This window comes from Streptomyces sp. NPDC031670 (genome assembly GCF_055580545.1).
Genome location: NZ_JBVILC010000005.1, coordinates 119,215 through 135,559, shown reverse-complemented (window position 1 = coordinate 135,559; position 16,345 = coordinate 119,215). Strand labels below are relative to the sequence as shown.

Here is a 16,345-nt window from a genome sequence, read left to right as displayed (position 1 = left end):
GGGAACATGAGGTTCCGCGTTCCGCTCGCGTCCGCCGCCGCCGCCGCACTCCTCGCGCTGGCCCCCCTGGCCACGGCCACCGCCACCGCCGCGCCCGCCGCGTCCGGAGTCGGCGAGGTCGCCGCCGCGCTGAGGAAGGCACCGGTGTACGTCGACCCGGGCGCCGCCGCCCAGCTCCCGGCCGCCCAGGCCGACGCCCTGGCCAAGAAGATCAAGGACGCCGACAAGCCGCTCTTCGTGGCCGTGCTGCCCGCGACCTCCGCGTTCCCCAGGGACACCCTCCTGCGGAACCTCCGTACGGACACCGGCGTCACCGGCCTGTACGCGGTCCGGCTGGGCGACGCCTTCAACGCGGGCGCCGACCGGAAGGTCATGTCACCGCAGGCCGTGGAGAACCTGAAGACCGCGGTACGGGCCCCGGGCACCGCCGCGGACGCCTCCACCCAGCTGAACGCGTTCGTGGACCAGGCGCTGCCCACGCTGCGCGGCCACGCCCCCGCCTCCTGGGGCGGCGGCGCGGGATCCCATGACGACGGCGGTGGCTCGGCGACCGGACTGATCGCCCTGGGCGCGGTCGTCGTGGCGGGCGGCGCCGGCGCGTACGCCCTGGTGCGGCGCAGCCGCAGGAAGAAGGCCGAGGAGGAGCGGGCCGCGCTGCGGCGGCTCCAGGTGGTCGTGGACGAGGACATCACCGCGTTCGGCGAGGAGCTGGACCGGCTCGACTTCCACCCGGCGGAGGCGGGCGCCGACGACGCCATGCGCGCCGACTACGAGCGCGCGCTCGACTCGTACGAGACCTCGAAGACCCTGATGGCGGCGGCCCGGCACCCCTCCGACGTGCGCGGGGTCACCCAGGCCCTGGAGGACGGGCGCTTCTCGCTCGCCACCCTGGCCGCCCGCCGCGAGCACCGGCCGCTGCCCGAGCGCCGCGCCCCCTGCTTCTTCGACCCGCGCCACGGCCCCTCGGTCGAGGACGCCACCTGGTCCCCGGCGGGCGGCGCCCCGCGCGAGGTCCCGGTCTGTCTCGCGGACGCGACGCGCCTGCGGGACGGGCAGGACCCGCTGGTACGGCAGGTCGACACGGACGGGGGCCGCCGTCCGTACTACGACGCGGGTCCGGCGTACGGGCCCTGGGCGGGCGGGTACTTCGGCGGGGGCATGCTGCCCGGACTGCTGATGGGCACGATGCTCGGCTCCATGCTGGCCACCCCGGCGTACGCCGTGGACTACGGCGGCGCGGACTTCGCGCAGCCCGGCCAGGGCTTCGACGGGGGTGACGTTTCCGGGGCGGACTTCGACGCGTCCGACTTCGGCGGCGGCTGGGGCGGCGGAGGTGGCGGAGACGGGGGCGGCGGCGGCTTCGACGGCGGCGGTGGCTGGTAGGGCCGGCCTCAGACGGACTTGATCGCCGAGATGTCGAAGGTCAGCTTGACCTTGTCGCTGACCACGACGCCGCCGGTTTCGAGCGCGGCGTTCCAGGTCAGGCCCCAGTCGGAGCGCAGGATGTCGGCGCTGCCCTCGAAGCCGACGCGCTGGTTGCCGTAGGGGTCGGTGGCCGAGCCGTTGAACTCCAGGTCGATGGCGAGCGGCCGGGTGACGTCCTTGATGGTGAGGTCGCCGACGATGCGGTACTTGTCGCCGCCGAGCTGCTGGGCCTCGGTCGAGCGGAAGGTCATCAGGGGGAACCGCTCGGCGTCGAAGAAGTCGGCGCTGCGCAGATGGGCGTCGCGGTCGGCGATGCCGGTGTCCACGGACGCGATCTTCACCTCGATGACGGCGTCGGAGGACGCGGGGTCGGTGCCGTCGAGGGTGAGGGTGCCCTCGTGCTCGGCGAACGAGCCGCGGACGTTGGTCACCATGGCGTGGCGGACGGTGAATCCGATGCTGCTGTGGGCCGGGTCGATGGTGTAGGTGCCGGTGAGGGCGGCGAGTGCGGGGTCGACGGGGGCGGGGGCGGTGAGGGTGGTGGTGCCGGTGTTCTTGCGGGCGAAGATTCCCATGATGCTCGTGCTCCTTCGGCGGTTGGTTGAAGGTTCAACGAGATTGACTGTAGACCCATTCCGTTAAAGTTTCAACAACTTGCCGGGGATGTCCGGGGGAAGCGGGCAGGGAGGGGCGGGAGGGGGCGGGGAGCCCCTCCCGCGCGGCCCTAGTACCGCGGCGGCGCAGGCGCCGGCCCCAGCGTCGTCGTCCCCGGCGCCGCCCGGTGTCCCAGCCCCGTCCGGTAGGCGTCGAGCGCCGCCTCCGTCCGGCCCGTACGCCGCAGCAGATCACCCAGGAGGCGGCACAGATCCGCCAGGTCGCCCGAGGCGCCGCTGCGCTCCAGCAGGCCGAGGGCGGTGACGTAGTGCTCCTCGGCCACGTCGAGGTCGCCGCGCTCCTCGTGGATCAGCCCGAGGAGGCGGTGCGCACCGCCCGCGTGGACCGCGCCGTGCCGGTCGCCCAGCTCCGGCGCGGGGTCCACGAGCGGGGTGAGCAGCGAAGCCGCCTCCTCGTGGCGGCCCAGGCGGCGCAGTACGTCGGCGAGTTCGACCTCGACCTGGCAGGTGAAGAGCGCGGCCCGCTTGGCGGCCAGCATGTCGCGGGCCGTACGCAGCTCCCGCTCGGCCGCGTCCAGCTCCCCGCCCTGGGCGTGGACGTACCCCCGCATCCAGTGGCAGTGCGCCAGATCGGTGCGCAGCCGCAGCTGGCGGTAGACCGACTGGGCCTTGGCGAGGGAGGCGTCGGCGTCGGCGGTGCGCCCCTCGGCCAGGAAGGTGCGGGCGACCTGGCGGTGCATGCCCGCCACCAGGGCCGGGTCGGAGACCTGCGGGGCGAGGGCGAGGGCCAGCTCGGCGGCGTGCGCGGCCCGGGCCTGGGCGCCCATGTCCAGATAGGGGCCGATGATCGCCGAGTAGAGGAGGACCAGGGACTCCGGGTCGTTGAGGCCCGAGGTGCCCAGCTCCTCGATGGTGGACTCCAGCAGGTAGCAGGCGTAGCGCAGCTCGCCGGCCAGGACGTGCGCGATGGCCCGGCCCCGGATCGCGCGTGCCCGGCGCGGCAGCGGCTCGTCCGCCTGATGGCGCTCGGCCGCCTCGAAGTGGCGTATCGCGTCGGGCAGCTCGCCGCTCTCCAGGGCGCACTCGCCCAGGCCCAGCAGCGCCTCGGCCTGTTCGGGGAGCAGGTCGTGCAGTTCGGCCTCGGTCAGCAGCCGGCGGTAGCGCACCGCCGCCTCGTCCGCGTCGCCGGTCGCCAGGAGTTGCTGGGCGTCGGTGAGGCCCAGGCGCAGCTCGGTGGCGAGGTGCGCGGGGCGGCCGGTGGCGAGTTCCTCGTAGGTGGTGCCCAGGCGCTCGGCGAGGTGGCGCAGCGCCGCCTCGGACGGTCTGACCCTGCCCGATTCCAGGGTCGACACATAGGCCGGGGTGTAGGCGGGCTCGGCCAACTGCCGCTGCGTGAGTCCCCGTTCGGCGCGCAGCCGCTGCACCCGGCGGCCGATCACGGCAGGTTCGTCCATCGCGTCTCCCTCGTCCCAGGGCATTGCGCATGCCCCGTGCGCCCCCTAACTTAAGCGAGCCGTTCAACAGATTTATCCGAACGCTTAACTTCCGTCACTGGGGGAGGATTTCATGCGCCCTGCCATTCTGCGCAGAACCATAGCCGCGACCGGGCTCACCGGATCCGTCGTCGCCGCGCTTCTTTCCGTGCCCGCCGAGGCCGCCGACGCCCCCGCGCCCCGGCCGCGCGTACAGGTCGAGATACCCGGTCCGGAGGGAGGCGCGGTCGCCGGTTCCGGGCATGTGCGCGTTCCGGCGTCCGGTGCCGTGCGTGCGGGCGGACGGCTCTCCGCGCGGGCCGCCGACGCCGACGGCGATGTCGGCGAGATGGTGAACAACGGGTCCAGCGCCGACCGCCTCGACGTCGTCATCGTGGGCGACGGCTACACCGTCGACGAGTTGGCGAAGTTCCACGCCGACGCCAAGGAGAAGTGGGGCGAGGTGACCGGTGTCGAGCCGTACACCACGTACCAGAACCTCTTCAACGTGTGGACCGTGGACGCCGTCTCCGCGCAGTCCGGTGTCTCCGGCGACCCGGCCCGGGGCGATGTGAAGAACACGGCGCTGGGCTCGTACTTCTGGTGCGACGGCATCGAGCGGCTGCTCTGCGTCGACCAGGACAAGGTGGACGGCTACGTCGCCAAGGCCCCCCAGGCCGACCTGGTGATCGTGCTCGCCAACAGTACGAAGTACGGCGGCGCCGGGTACAACGAGCCCAGCCAGAAGCTCGGTTACGAGGGGATCTCCACCGCGTCGGCCGGCAACGCCAAGTCCGGGCAGGTCGCCATCCACGAGACCGGGCACTCGCTCGGCAAGCTCGCCGACGAGTACTTCTACCCCGGCACCCCCGGCTACGAGCACTACGTGGGGCCCGAGGTCGCCGAGTCCAACATCTCCGTGCTGAGCGCCGAGCAGATGGCCGCGCAGCGGACCAAGTGGTACCGGTGGCTGGGCGAGACCTCGCCGGACGGCGGGACCGTGGGCGCCTACGAGGGCGGCGGCTACTACGTCACGGGCCTCTCCCGGCCCACCGACAACTCGATCATGCGCATCCTCGGCAAGCCCTTCAGCCTGCCCGGCCGCGAGGCGATGATCGCCGGGTTCTACCGGCACGCCTCGATCGCCACGGCCGCCGTGCCGACCACGCGGACCCTGCGGGTCCACGACAAGGCGCGGGTGACCGTGCCCCGGCTGGTGGGCGCCGCGCAGCCGAGGATCCGCTGGTACCTGGACGGGCGGGAGCTCACCCGGTTCGAGGGGCGCACCTGGATCGGGGTCGCGCAGGCCGTCCTCTCCCCGTGGGACCGGCGCACCCACCAGCTGAAGGTGACCGTCACCGACGGGACCGCGTCGGTGCGCGATCCCCAGGTGCGTGCCGGGCTGAGCGACTCCGTCGTGTGGAACGTACGGCGGTAAGCGCTTTCCGATCGGTGTGTCCGGGGCATTGAGGGCCCCGGGCGCGCCGTGCTACACCAACGGCAGCGGTCTGCACCACTTCCCCTCCGGGAGTCCCCTGTGTCCTTGCTGCCGTCCCGACGCACCTTCCTGACCGTGGTGGGGGCGAGCGCTCTCACCCTGGCAACCGCCCCCGAGGCGTCCGCCGCCGACGAGTTCGCCGTGCTGCGCGGGCGCTGGCGCGACCTCTCGCTCGGCACCGGCTTCGACCCGGGCGCTGAGCCGTACGCCTCCCGGCTCAAGGAGACCGGCGACCGCGCCCGGACCTTCCGGGCCTCGATGGCCCCGGGCGACCACTGGCTCTGGCCGGACAGCCCCTTCGACCCGCCCGCCGGGATCACCCGCGGCTACAGCAGGCTGTGGACCATGGCCGAGGCCTTCCTCCAGCCCGCCACCGGCCTCACCGGCGACACCGCCCTGCTCGCCGACCTCCTCGCCGGTCTCGACCATGTGGGGGCGAAGGTCTACAACCCGTCCACCACGCGGTACGGCAACTGGTGGGAGTGGCAGATCGGCAGTCCCCGGCTGCTCACCGACCTCGTCAACGCGCTCTACGCGTACGTGGGCGAGGCGCGGGTCCAGGCCGCCTGCGCGGCCGTCGACCACTTCGTGCCCGACTCCGTCCTCGCCGACTACTCGGGCACCTCCACCGGCGCCAACCGCGTCGACCTCTGCCGCTCGGTCGCCGTGCGCGGGGCGATCGGCCGCGCCCCCGCCAAACTCGCGCTGGCCCGCGACGCCCTCTCGCCGGTCTTCCCGTACGTCACCGAGGGCGACGGCCTCTACGCCGACGGATCGTTCGTCCAGCACACCTCGATCGCCTACTCGGGTACGTACGGACAGGTGATGCTCGACGGACTCGGGCGCCTGTTCACGCTGCTCGCCGGGACGAGCTGGGAGGTCACCGACCCCCACCGGCAGACCATCCTGGACAGCGTGGAGCACGCCTACGCGCCGCTCATCCACAACGGGCTGGTCATGGACAGCGTCAACGGGCGGGCCGTGAGCCGGGGGTATCTGCTCGCGGACGACGCGCGGGTGATGCGGAGCGACCACTTCCACGGGGAGGGGCTCATGGCCGCCGTCGCCGTGCTCGCCCAGGGCGCCTCGCCGGCGGAACGGGACCGGTGGCACGGGCTCATCAAGGGGTGGGCGCGGCGGGACCCCACCCATCCGCTGCTCGCCGCCCGGCAGTTCGGGGTGGCCGACCTCGCCCGGCTCCAGGCGGTGGTCGACGGGCCGGTGCCCGCCGCGCCCGAACCGGTCGGGCACACCCTCTTCGCCGCCATGGACCGCGCCGTCCACCGGCGCCCCGCGTGGACCGCGAACATCGCCATGGCCTCGGACCGGATCTCGTACTACGAGTGCGGCAACGGCGAGAACCCGCGCGGCTGGCACACCGGTGCCGGAATGCTCTACTGGTGGCCCGGTGAGCAGGGCAACGACCAGTACACGGACTGGTTCTGGCCGACCGTCGACCCCTACCGGCTGCCGGGGACCACCGTCTCCACCCGGCGGCTCGCGGACCGGGCGGGCGGCGAGTGGGGCGCGGCCCGGCCCGTCGCGCGCTGGGTGGGCGGGGCGAACGACGGGGAGTCCGGGGCCGTCGGGCAGCATCTGAAGGGGCTCGGCTCGACGCTCCAGGCACGCAAGTCCTGGTTCTGCACGGCCGGGACGGTCATCTGCCTCGGCGCCGGGATCACCGCCGCCGACGGGGTGCGGGTGGAGACGGTGGTCGACAACCGGAATCTGGGGGAGGGCGGCGACGCCGTCTTCTCGCGGGACGGCGCCGCCCGGACCCGCTGGGCGCATCTGGAGGGGCACGGCGGCTGGGTCTTCCCCGGCGGCACCACCGTCCTGCGCACCCTGCGCGAGGCCAGGACCGGGGCGTGGAGCGACATCAACACCACCAGCTCCACCGAACGGCGCACCCGGACCTATCAGACGCTGTGGCTGGACCACGGGGTCGATCCGGTGGACGCCTCCTACAGCTACCAGCTGTTGCCGGGCGCCTCCCGGCGGACCGTGGCCGCCCGCGCCGCCGACACCGGCTGGCTCACCGTGCTGGCCAACACCGCCGCCTGCCAGGCCGTGTCGGTGCCCGCGCTCGATCTCGTGTGCGCCAACTTCTGGCAGGCTGGGAGCGCGGGCCCGCTGTCGGTCTCCGCCCCCGCGAGCGTGCTCGTACGGAGCAAGGGGGCGACGGCCACGCTCCGGGCCGGTGAGCCGCCGCGCACCGGACAGCCCTTCGAGGTCGTCTGGAGACGGGCCGTCCGGGGGGTGACCGGCGCCGATCCGTCCGTCGAGGTCCTCGCCGCCGGGAAGGAGCTGCGGCTGCGGATCACCCCGGGCACGGCGGGCGCCTGCCATCGCTGTGATGTGACTCTCATCTGATCATGTTGTTGGACCCCTACAACGCCGCACCGGTCTGAGCTGGCACTTCGCCTGCATCGCGCGATAGTTCTGTTCAGGGCTACCAGGAAAACGGTCCGGAGACTGTACAGAGTCGACGGCGGGAAATTCTTGGTCGGGTTCGTAGGGTCGATGCATGACCGTTGTGGACGTAACCCCGGGCGAGCCCAGTGACGCGCGTGGACGTGTGGCCGAGCTGCTGGCCCTGCGCGAGCAGGCCCGGCGCGGGCCGAGCGAGCGCGCGACCGAGGCGCAGCACGCCAAGGGCAAGCTGACCGCGCGCGAGCGGATCGACCTGCTGCTCGACCCGGGTTCGTTCAAGGAGGTCGAGCAGCTGCGGCGGCACCGGGCCACCGGCTTCGGCCTGGAGGCCAAGAAGCCGTACACGGACGGTGTCATCACCGGCTGGGGCACCGTCGAGGGCCGCACGGTCTTCGTCTACGCCCATGACTTCCGTATCTTCGGCGGCGCGCTGGGCGAGGCCCACGCCACCAAGATCCACAAGATCATGGACATGGCCATCGCGGCCGGGGCGCCGCTGGTCTCCCTGAACGACGGCGCCGGCGCCCGTATCCAGGAGGGCGTCAGCGCCCTCGCCGGGTACGGCGGCATCTTCCAGCGCAACACGCGGGCCTCGGGTGTCATCCCGCAGATCTCCGTGATGCTCGGCCCGTGCGCCGGCGGCGCGGCCTACAGCCCGGCCCTGACCGACTTCGTCTTCATGGTCCGTGAGACCTCGCAGATGTTCATCACCGGCCCGGACGTGGTCCGCGCGGTGACCGGCGAGGAGATCACGCAGAACGGGCTCGGCGGCGCCGACGTGCACGCCGAGACCTCGGGCGTGGCCCACTTCGCGTACGACGACGAGGAGACCTGCCTCGCCGAGGTGCGCTACCTGCTGTCGATGCTCCCGTCCAACAACCGGGAGAACCCGCCGTCGCACCCCAGCGAGGACCCCGCCGACCGGCGCGGCGACGTGCTGCTCGACCTGGTGCCCGCCGACGGCAACCGTCCGTACGACATGCACAAGGTGATCGAGGAGCTCGTCGACGACGGCGACTACCTGGAGATCCACGAGCGCTGGGCGCGCAACATCATCTGCGCCCTCGCCCGGCTCGACGGCCAGGTCGTCGGCATCGTGGCCAACCAGCCGCAGACGCTCGCGGGCGTCCTGGACATCGAGGCCTCGGAGAAGGCCGCCCGTTTCGTTCAGATGTGCGATGCTTTCAATATCCCGATCGTCACCCTTCTGGACGTGCCCGGCTTCCTGCCCGGCGTCGACCAGGAGCACGGTGGAATCATCCGCCACGGTGCCAAGCTGCTCTACGCGTACTGCAACGCCACCGTGCCCCGGATCTCCCTGATCCTGCGCAAGGCGTACGGAGGGGCGTACATCGTGATGGACTCCCAGTCCATCGGTGCCGACCTCACCTACGCCTGGCCCACCAACGAGATCGCGGTGATGGGCGCCGAAGGCGCCGCCAACGTCATCTTCCGCAAGCAGATCGCGGAGGCCGAGGACCCCGAGGCGATGCGCGTGCGCATGGTCAAGGAGTACAAGGCCGAGCTGATGCACCCGTACTACGCGGCCGAGCGGGGCCTGGTCGACGACGTCATCGACCCCGCCGAGACCCGCGAGGTGCTGATCGCCTCCCTCGCGATGCTGCGCACCAAGCACGCCGACCTGCCGTCCCGCAAGCACGGCAACCCGCCTCAGTAACGAGGAGCCCGAGTGAACACCCCGACTTCTTCCCCTTCCGTCCTCCGTGTGGAGAAGGGCGAGGCCGCGCCGGAGGAGCTGGCTGCCATCACGGCCGTCCTGCTCGCCCGCGCCGCCGCCCGGCCCGCCCCGGCCCCCTCCCGGGGCCGCGACACGGCCGGCTGGCGCCGTCTGGAGCGCACCCCGGGCTTCCGGACCGCGCACTCCTGGCAGGGCTAGCCCCGTACCGCACGCCCATGTGCGAAGGCCCCGGCCGCTCCGTGAGGAGCGGCCGGGGCCCTTTCGCTTCAGGGGCCCCGAACGACAGCGCCTCCAGCGAGAAGGCCCCGCCGCTCCACAAGGAGCGGCGGGGCCTTTCGCCTCGTACGGGCGCCGGCGGCTACCGCAGCCGTGCCATCAGCGCGTGCTCGACCAGTGTGATCAGCGCGCTCTTCGCGTCCGCGCGGTGGCGGGCGTCGGTGGTGATGATCGGGGTGTCGGGGCCGATCTGGAGGGCCTCGCGGACCTCGTCGGGCGTGTACGGCTGGTGGCCGTCAAAGCCGTTGAGGGCGATGACGAACGGCAGGCCGCTGTTCTCGAAGTAGTCGACCGCGGGGAAGCAGTCGGCGAGGCGGCGGGTGTCCACCAGGACGACGGCGCCGATCGCGCCGCGGACCAGGTCGTCCCACATGAACCAGAAGCGGTCCTGGCCCGGGGTGCCGAAGAGGTACAGGATCAGGTCCTGGTCCAGGGTGATGCGGCCGAAGTCCATCGCGACCGTGGTGGTCGTCTTGTCGCCCGTGTGCGTGAGGTCGTCGATGCCCGCGGAAGCGGACGTCATGACGGCCTCGGTACGCAGCGGGTTGATCTCCGAGACCGCGCCGACGAACGTGGTCTTGCCCACGCCGAAGCCGCCCGCCACCACGATCTTCGCGGAAGTAGTGGAGCGGGCAGCACCGCCGCTAGAGCTTGCGAAGTCCACTGAGCACCCTTTCGAGCAGTGTCACATCTGGCTGGCCGCCGGCGGACTCGTCGCCGCCGGGCTGGTGGATGGCGACAAGTCCGGCCTCCGCCAGGTCGGCGACGAGGATTCGGGCAACGCCGAGGGGGATGGAGAGGAGTGCGGAGATCTCGGCGACCGACTTGATCTCACGGCACAGTTGGCAGATCCGCTGGTGCTCGGGCAACTGCCCTTGCAGCCGGGCGGGCTCCGCCGTGGTGTGCACCAGCGCCTCGATGGCGAGCTGGTAGCGCGGCCGGGTCCGGCCGCCGGTCATGGCGTACGGACGCACAAGGGGATTGTGCGTGCCGCCCGCCGGGGAAGGCTGGGGGGTCTGGCGCGGCTGCACCGGCTCGATGCGGGGCTGCGGCGGCTGGTCGTAAGGACCCGGCCGGCGGTGGGGCTGCTGGTACGAGTGCTGGCCCTGGCCGCTTCTGCTGGGGGCGGAGGGAAAGTTGAACCGGTTCTGCCCGTGCTCACCCGGAGACTGCTGTCCACCGCTGTATGGGTGTCCGCCTGGGGGTGTTGTCACGTTTCCTCCTCCGACTGCCGGTCGCCCGTTCCTGTGGGACCGCGCCACCGCACCTTATGGCGCGGTGGCGAGAAACGCACTGCCTGACTGGTAGTTGAGAACGGGAAGTTCACAACTAATTAAGGAGACTGCCCTGGAGTTCCGCGCGCAGGTCCGGGGTGAGGACGGTGCCCGCGCGGTCGACAAGGAGAGCCATCTCATAGCCCACGAGACCGATGTCGGCCTCGGGGTGGGCGAGTACGGCCAGCGAGGAACCGTCCGAGATGGACATGATGAAGAGGAAGCCGCGCTCCATCTCCACGACCGTCTGGTTGACGGCACCGCCCTCGAAGATCCGGGAGGCTCCCGCGGTCAGGGACGTCAGCCCGGAGGCGACGGCCGCCAGCTGATCGGCCCGGTCCCGGGGGAAGCCTTCGGACATCGCCAGCAGGAGTCCGTCGGCGGAGACCACCACCGTGTGGGACACCCCGGGGGTGTTGTCCACGAAGTTGGTGATCAACCAGTTCAGATTCTGCGCCGCCTGGCTCATCGGGCTCACACTAACGCTCCTGGTTGTAGGTGTTACTGGTGTCCGACCCCGCGCTGCGGCCCTGCTGGACACCGCGGCGCAGGTTGCTCAACCTGCCGCGGACGTCCTCCGGAGCGCGGGAGACCTGGGGGCCGCCCTGCGGGGTCTGCTCCGCCGCGCCCTCGACCAGATTGGCCTTGGGCACCCGCCGGGGAAGCCCGGAGGGGGTGACCCCGCCGGCCTTCGGCTCACGCAGCTTCTCGGCCCGCGTCCAGCGCTCGTCGTTGGTCGAACGCCAGTCGCCGGTGGGCTGGTCGGTGGTGGCCGCGGCGCCGTCCGGGGCTCCGGAACCGCTGCCGTTCACGGCCGCGTTCGCGGATCCGTTCACGGGCGCGGGGCCGGTGCCTTCGACGGGGTGCCGCTGCTGCTCGGGCCGCTGCGGTTCGGACTTCTGCTGCGGCTCCTGGGCGGCGGGCTGCCAGTTCTGCTGGCCGCTGCCGCGCCTCGGCAGACCGGCGCCGGTCAGCTCGTGGGCGGAGGCCGGGGTGGGGCCCGGCCGGTCGAAGCCTACGCTCTCGCGACCGCCGCCGGGAACGTCCGGAGCGGATTCCGCTTCCTCGTTCGCCTGCTGGTAGTCGGACGTGTAGGAATCCTGGTACGCGTCGTTCCGCTGCCACTCGCCCTGGTGGGGGGTGTCACCGTAACCACCGTCGTACTGCGGGCCATCGGCCGCGGGCGCCTGGTAGGCGGCTTCCGCATAGCCCTGGTCCGGGTAACCGTTCTGCTGTCCGTAGGACTCCTGCGGGTACGCGCCGGAGTAGTCCTGCGGGTACTGCTGCTGTCCGTCGAACTGGTTGTCGTACGCGGTCTGCTGTCCGTTGTAGGCCTCGTCGTACCGGCCCTCGTAGGACTGCTGGGCGCCGTAGGACTCGTCGTACGCGGCGCCCTGCGGCACACCGTCGACCTCGTCGCGGTAGAGCGGACGGTCGCCGCCCTGCGCCTGCGCCTCCAGGGCCGCGCGGCGCTCCTCGCGCATCAGCGAGCGGTTGACCGGGTCGAGCTGGAGGTCCTCGCCCTGCTCGTCCGTCTCGTAGCGCGAGTCGTCGAACCCGAGCTCGGCGGCGGTCCGCATGGCCGGGGCCTGGACCGGAGCCTGGAACTCCTGCTGCTCCGGGATGATCTGCGAGACCGTGAAGTCGTCGCCGGGCACCGGCTCGCCACCGCCACCGTGGGTGATCGCGTCCGGGAGCATGACCAGCGAGGTGGTGCCCGCCTGCTCGCCGGAGGGGCGCAGCTGGACCCGGATGCCGTGGCGGTCGGCGAGCCGGCCGACCACGAACAGGCCCATGCGCTGGGAGACGGCGGCGTCCACGGTCGGCGGGTTGGCCAGCTTGTGGTTGATGTCCGCGAAGTCCTCGGCGGTGAGGCCGATGCCCTTGTCGTGGATCTCGATCATGACGCGGCCGTCGGGGAGACGGGTCGCGGTGACACGGACCTTGGTCTGCGGCGAGGAGAAGGTGGTGGCGTTCTCCAGGAGCTCGGCGAGCAGGTGCACGAGGTCGGTCACGGCCTGGCCGTGGATCTCGCTCTCCGGCACACCGGACAGCTCGATGCGCTCGTACGACTCCACCTCGGAGGAGGCGGCGCGCAGCACGTCGACCAGCGGGACCGGCTGGTTCCAGCGGCGGCCCGGCTCCTCGCCGGCGAGGACGAGGAGGTTCTCGCCGTTGCGGCGCATACGGGTCGCGAGGTGGTCCAGCTTGAAGAGGCTCTCCAGCTGGTCCGGGTCGGCCTCGTTGTTCTCCAGGTCCGTGATGAGGGTCAGCTGACCCTCGATCAGGGACTGGTTGCGGCGCGACAGGTTGGTGAAGATCGCGTTGACGTTGCCCCGCAGGAGGGCCTGCTCGGCGGCGAGCCGGACCGCCTCGCGGTGGACCTGGTCGAAGGCGCGGGCGACCTCGCCGATCTCGTCCGTGGAGGTGATCGGGATGGGCTCGACCCGGGTGTCGACCCGGCCGGGCTCGGTCCGCGAGAGCTGGTCGACGAGCATCGGCAGTCGGGTTTCGGCCACCTCGAAGGCGGCGGAGCGCAGCCGGCGCATCGAGCGGCTCATCTGGCGGGCCACCATGCCGGCCAGGATGAAGGCGGCGAGCAGCGAGACCACGACGACGGCGCCGTTGATGTACGCGGAGGTCTTGGCGTCGTCGGCGATCTGGCCGGCCTCGTCCACCGCCTTGGTGACCAGGTCCTGCTCGACCTCGGTGTAACCGTCGAACTTGGCGGTGGAGGCGGCCATCCAGGCGTCGGGGGTGATGCCCTGGGCCTTGAGCTGCTTGGCGCTCTGCCCCTCACCGATCGCGGCGGCCATGCTGTTGAAGACCGAGCCGTCGCGGGCCGGGGCCGCGCCGATGCGCGGGCCGTCGTCGGCCTGCTGGCGCACCGCCGGGACGTCCTTGGCGGCCTGGGCGGCCTTGGCGTCCATGACCTGCTTCAGATGGAGGCTGTCCGCGTCCGTACCACCGGCGTCGAACTCGCCGAGGGCGATGAACTCCAGGTAGTTGTACGAGTTGAACGCCTTGACCTGCAGCTGGAAGGTCTTGGGGTCCTCGCTCGGCCGGATGATGAGGTGCAGACCGATGGACCGCTGGAGCGACTCCGCGGCCTTGGCGAGGTCGACCGCGTAGACCATGCGGCCGTAGCTGGTGATGTTGCCGGTGCCCAGACCGAGCTCGTTGGAGAACGTGCTCAGGTAGTGGGGGATCTGGGTGTAGCCCTCTTCGGTCAGCACCGGGTTCTTCGCCTCGACGCCCTTGGCGTAGGCGGTCTTGCGCAGCGCGTCGAGGTTCTTCTCGGCGTCGCGGACCTTGGCCAGGCGGCGCTTGAGGCTCGCCGTGTCCGGCATGCCCTGCACTTCCTGGTCGAACTTGGCGCGGGCCGCGTCCGAGGTCGCGATGGCCTTGGCGATGACCTCGCTGTCGCGCTTGTTCTGCAGCAGCGGCTGGGCGGTGAGGTCACGCTCGTTGAGCAGCGCCTGGCCGTACTCCGAGGCGGCGCGCACGATCTGCGCCGTCTTCTCGGCGTCACGCGCGTCGCGCCAGGTGGATATGGACCCCTTCACCTCGAAGCCGCCCATGATGAGGCCGACGAGTACGGGGATGAGGAGGATGGCGTTCAGACGGGTGGCCACCCGCCAGTTGCGCGGCGAGAACTTGCTCTGGCTACCGGTGTCGGGGCCGGCGAGCGGACCCGCGCCCTTGCCCCCGGATGGTTTCGGCAGCTCGTCCGGCGTCGCCGCACTGCGCTGCGGCGGGGTGAAGTTGCCCCGCGCCTGCTGCGTCGCGGAGCTCGTCGTGCTTCGCCTCACTCGACCAACAACCTCTCGGCGCCGGCACCTCTCGCGGTGTGCCTTTAAATGTTCTGAGCCGTACTACTCGGGAGTTCGTCGAATTCCAGCACGCCAGGGGGGTCCGTTCCAAACAGCTGGAATCCGGGGTTCCGAGTGGCCCACGCCTCAGATAAAACGGGCATAAAGAGCGAGCCCCGCCAAAAGGCGGGGCCGATGTGAGCGCAGTGACACCGTGCGAACGCGGCGGGTGGCCGCCACGGGCGAATTCTCTGTCGAAATGTTATGAACACAGGGGCGGATCGTGTCAAAGGACACAGTCCGCCCCCGTTCGTCTACGACAACTGCCGTATACGACTTCCTACTTGAGTCGTGCCATCAGCGCGTGCTCGACCAGTGTGATCAGCGCGCTCTTCGCGTCGCCGCGGTGGCGGGCGTCGGTGGTGATGATCGGGGTGTCGGGGCCGATCTGGAGTGCCTCGCGGACCTCGTCGGGCGTGTACGGCTGGTGGCCGTCGAAGCCGTTGAGGGCGATGACGAACGGCAGGCCGCTGTTCTCGAAGTAGTCCACCGCCGGGAAGCAGTCGGCGAGGCGGCGGGTGTCGACGAGGACGACGGCGCCGATCGCGCCGCGGACCAGGTCGTCCCACATGAACCAGAAGCGGTCCTGGCCCGGCGTACCGAAGAGGTACAGGATCAGGTCCTGGTCCAGGGTGATGCGGCCGAAGTCCATGGCCACCGTGGTGGTGGTCTTGTCCCCGGTGTGGGTGAGGTCGTCGATGCCCGCGGAAGCGGACGTCATGACGGCCTCGGTGCGCAGCGGGTTGATCTCCGAGACGGCGCCCACGAACGTGGTCTTGCCCACGCCGAAGCCACCCGCCACCACGATCTTCGCGGAGGTGGTAGACCGTCCCGCTCCGCCGCTAGAGCTTGCGAAGTCCACTGAGCACCCTTTCGAGCAGCGTCACATCCGGCGTGCCGCCGGCCTCTCCATTGCCCGGCTGGTGGATGGCCACCATGCCGGCCTCCGCCAGGTCGGCGACAAGAATCCGGGCCACACCGAGCGGCATCTGCAGCAGCGCCGAGACCTCCGCCACCGACTTGACCTCACGGCACAGGTGGCAGATCCGCTGGTGCTCCGGGAGGAGCGTGGCCAGGTGCGCCGGGTCCGCGGTCGTGCTGACCAGCGCCTCGATGGCCAGCTGGTAGCGCGGCCGGGTCCGGCCGCCCGTCATGGCGTACGGGCGGACCAGCGGCTGGTCGCCTTCACTGTCGTAGTGCGCGTCGTGCAGAGCGCCGTACGAATCGTGTGAGGCGGGTGGCGGGGTCATTGATCCTCCGGGCGGGACAGCAGGGACAGCGAGTGTCTTCGAGCCGTCTGATGTGGCCGGTGGGGGGCGGTGCGCGGCCGGACGGTGGGTTCTGACTGAGTGGGGGGCCTCAGTGGAGCAGGCTCCCCTGGAGCTCCGCACGCAGGTCCGGGGTGAGGACGGAGCCGGCGCGGTCGACCAGGAGGGCCATCTCGTAACCGACCAGGCCGATGTCGCACTCGGGGTGGGCGAGCACGGCCAGCGAGGAGCCGTCGGAGACGGACATGAGGAAGAGGAAGCCGCGCTCCATCTCCACCACGGTCTGGGCGACGGTGCCGCCCTCGAAGATCCGGGACGCACCCGCGGTCAGCGAGGTGAGACCGGACGCCACGGCCGCGAGCTGGTCGGCCCGGTCCCGCGGAAATCCTTCGGACATGGCAAGCAGCAGGCCGTCGGCGGAGACCACCACCGTGTGGGACACCCCGGGGGTGTTGTCCACGAAGTTGGTGATCAACCAGTTCAGATTCTGCGCCGCCTGGCTCATCTGACTCAA

At 71.3% G+C, this 16,345-nt stretch carries 14 protein-coding genes; 5 read left to right on the top strand and 9 right to left on the bottom strand.

The genetic code is table 11. From position 1 onward, the window contains the following. The first annotated feature begins 6 nt into the window (after positions 1–6). Entirely contained in the window at positions 7–1,383 is a 1,377-nt protein-coding gene (locus ACZ5ID_RS12170) for a hypothetical protein (protein ID WP_468896453.1), read from the top strand. An 8-nt stretch (positions 1,384–1,391) separates the two neighbouring features. Here the strand turns inward: ACZ5ID_RS12170 and ACZ5ID_RS12165 are convergent, their stop codons facing one another. Together ACZ5ID_RS12165 and ACZ5ID_RS12160 are read right to left on the bottom strand one after the other, a co-directional pair. Beyond that, positions 1,392–2,000: a YceI family protein gene (locus ACZ5ID_RS12165; protein ID WP_468896451.1), complete on the bottom strand. Its 609-nt coding sequence runs from the start codon at positions 1,998–2,000 to the stop codon at positions 1,392–1,394. A gap of 149 nt (positions 2,001–2,149) precedes the next feature. Continuing rightward, positions 2,150–3,493 (bottom strand): helix-turn-helix domain-containing protein, encoded by a 1,344-nt coding sequence (locus ACZ5ID_RS12160; RefSeq protein ID WP_468896449.1) that lies wholly within the window; start codon positions 3,491–3,493, stop codon positions 2,150–2,152. 112 nt (positions 3,494–3,605) lie between these two features. On the opposite strand from ACZ5ID_RS12160, the gene ACZ5ID_RS12155 reads away from it, so the two are divergent. The 4 genes from ACZ5ID_RS12155 to ACZ5ID_RS12140 all read left to right on the top strand — a co-directional run bounded on the left by ACZ5ID_RS12155 (position 3,606) and on the right by ACZ5ID_RS12140 (position 9,339). Further along, positions 3,606–4,949, top strand: coding sequence for a M64 family metallopeptidase (locus ACZ5ID_RS12155; RefSeq protein WP_468896447.1), 1,344 nt, complete (start codon positions 3,606–3,608; stop codon positions 4,947–4,949). Between the two features lie 99 nt (positions 4,950–5,048). After that, positions 5,049–7,382 carry a polysaccharide lyase 8 family protein gene (locus ACZ5ID_RS12150; protein ID WP_468896445.1) on the top strand — a complete coding sequence of 778 codons (2,334 nt, stop codon included), beginning with the start codon at positions 5,049–5,051 and terminating at the stop codon, positions 7,380–7,382. Positions 7,383–7,536: 154 nt separating this feature from the next. After that, the gene (locus ACZ5ID_RS12145; RefSeq protein ID WP_468896441.1) at positions 7,537–9,120 is read left to right on the top strand and encodes an acyl-CoA carboxylase subunit beta; all 1,584 of its coding nucleotides are present in this window, start codon (positions 7,537–7,539) and stop codon (positions 9,118–9,120) included. Between the two features lie 12 nt (positions 9,121–9,132). Then, the gene (locus ACZ5ID_RS12140; RefSeq protein ID WP_468896439.1) at positions 9,133–9,339 is read left to right on the top strand and encodes an acyl-CoA carboxylase epsilon subunit; all 207 of its coding nucleotides are present in this window, start codon (positions 9,133–9,135) and stop codon (positions 9,337–9,339) included. Between the two features lie 160 nt (positions 9,340–9,499). Here the strand turns inward: ACZ5ID_RS12140 and ACZ5ID_RS12135 are convergent, their stop codons facing one another. The 7 genes from ACZ5ID_RS12135 to ACZ5ID_RS12105 form a co-directional block, all read right to left on the bottom strand. Continuing rightward, positions 9,500–10,081, bottom strand: a complete 582-nt coding sequence (locus ACZ5ID_RS12135; RefSeq protein WP_069978110.1) for a GTP-binding protein — start codon at positions 10,079–10,081, stop codon at positions 9,500–9,502. Further along, positions 10,062–10,631: a DUF742 domain-containing protein gene (locus ACZ5ID_RS12130; protein ID WP_468896436.1), complete on the bottom strand. Its 570-nt coding sequence runs from the start codon at positions 10,629–10,631 to the stop codon at positions 10,062–10,064. The genes ACZ5ID_RS12135 and ACZ5ID_RS12130 overlap by 20 nt, the downstream gene beginning before the upstream one ends. Before the next feature lie 115 nt (positions 10,632–10,746). Further along, a complete protein-coding gene (locus tag ACZ5ID_RS12125) occupies positions 10,747–11,160 on the bottom strand; it encodes a roadblock/LC7 domain-containing protein (protein ID WP_026057603.1) in 414 nt (137 codons plus the stop codon). Positions 11,161–11,170: 10 nt separating this feature from the next. After that, positions 11,171–14,503 (bottom strand): sensor histidine kinase, encoded by a 3,333-nt coding sequence (locus ACZ5ID_RS12120; RefSeq protein WP_468896433.1) that lies wholly within the window; start codon positions 14,501–14,503, stop codon positions 11,171–11,173. A 340-nt stretch (positions 14,504–14,843) separates the two neighbouring features. Then, on the bottom strand, positions 14,844–15,425 hold the full coding sequence (locus ACZ5ID_RS12115; protein WP_190091018.1) for a GTP-binding protein: 582 nt from the start codon (positions 15,423–15,425) through the stop codon (positions 14,844–14,846). Further along, entirely contained in the window at positions 15,406–15,813 is a 408-nt protein-coding gene (locus tag ACZ5ID_RS12110) for a DUF742 domain-containing protein (protein ID WP_067164662.1), read from the bottom strand. Before ACZ5ID_RS12110 ends, ACZ5ID_RS12115 begins: the two co-directional genes overlap by 20 nt. 109 nt (positions 15,814–15,922) lie before the next feature. After that, a complete protein-coding gene (locus tag ACZ5ID_RS12105) occupies positions 15,923–16,336 on the bottom strand; it encodes a roadblock/LC7 domain-containing protein (protein ID WP_067164664.1) in 414 nt (137 codons plus the stop codon). Positions 16,337–16,345: the final 9 nt, after the last annotated feature.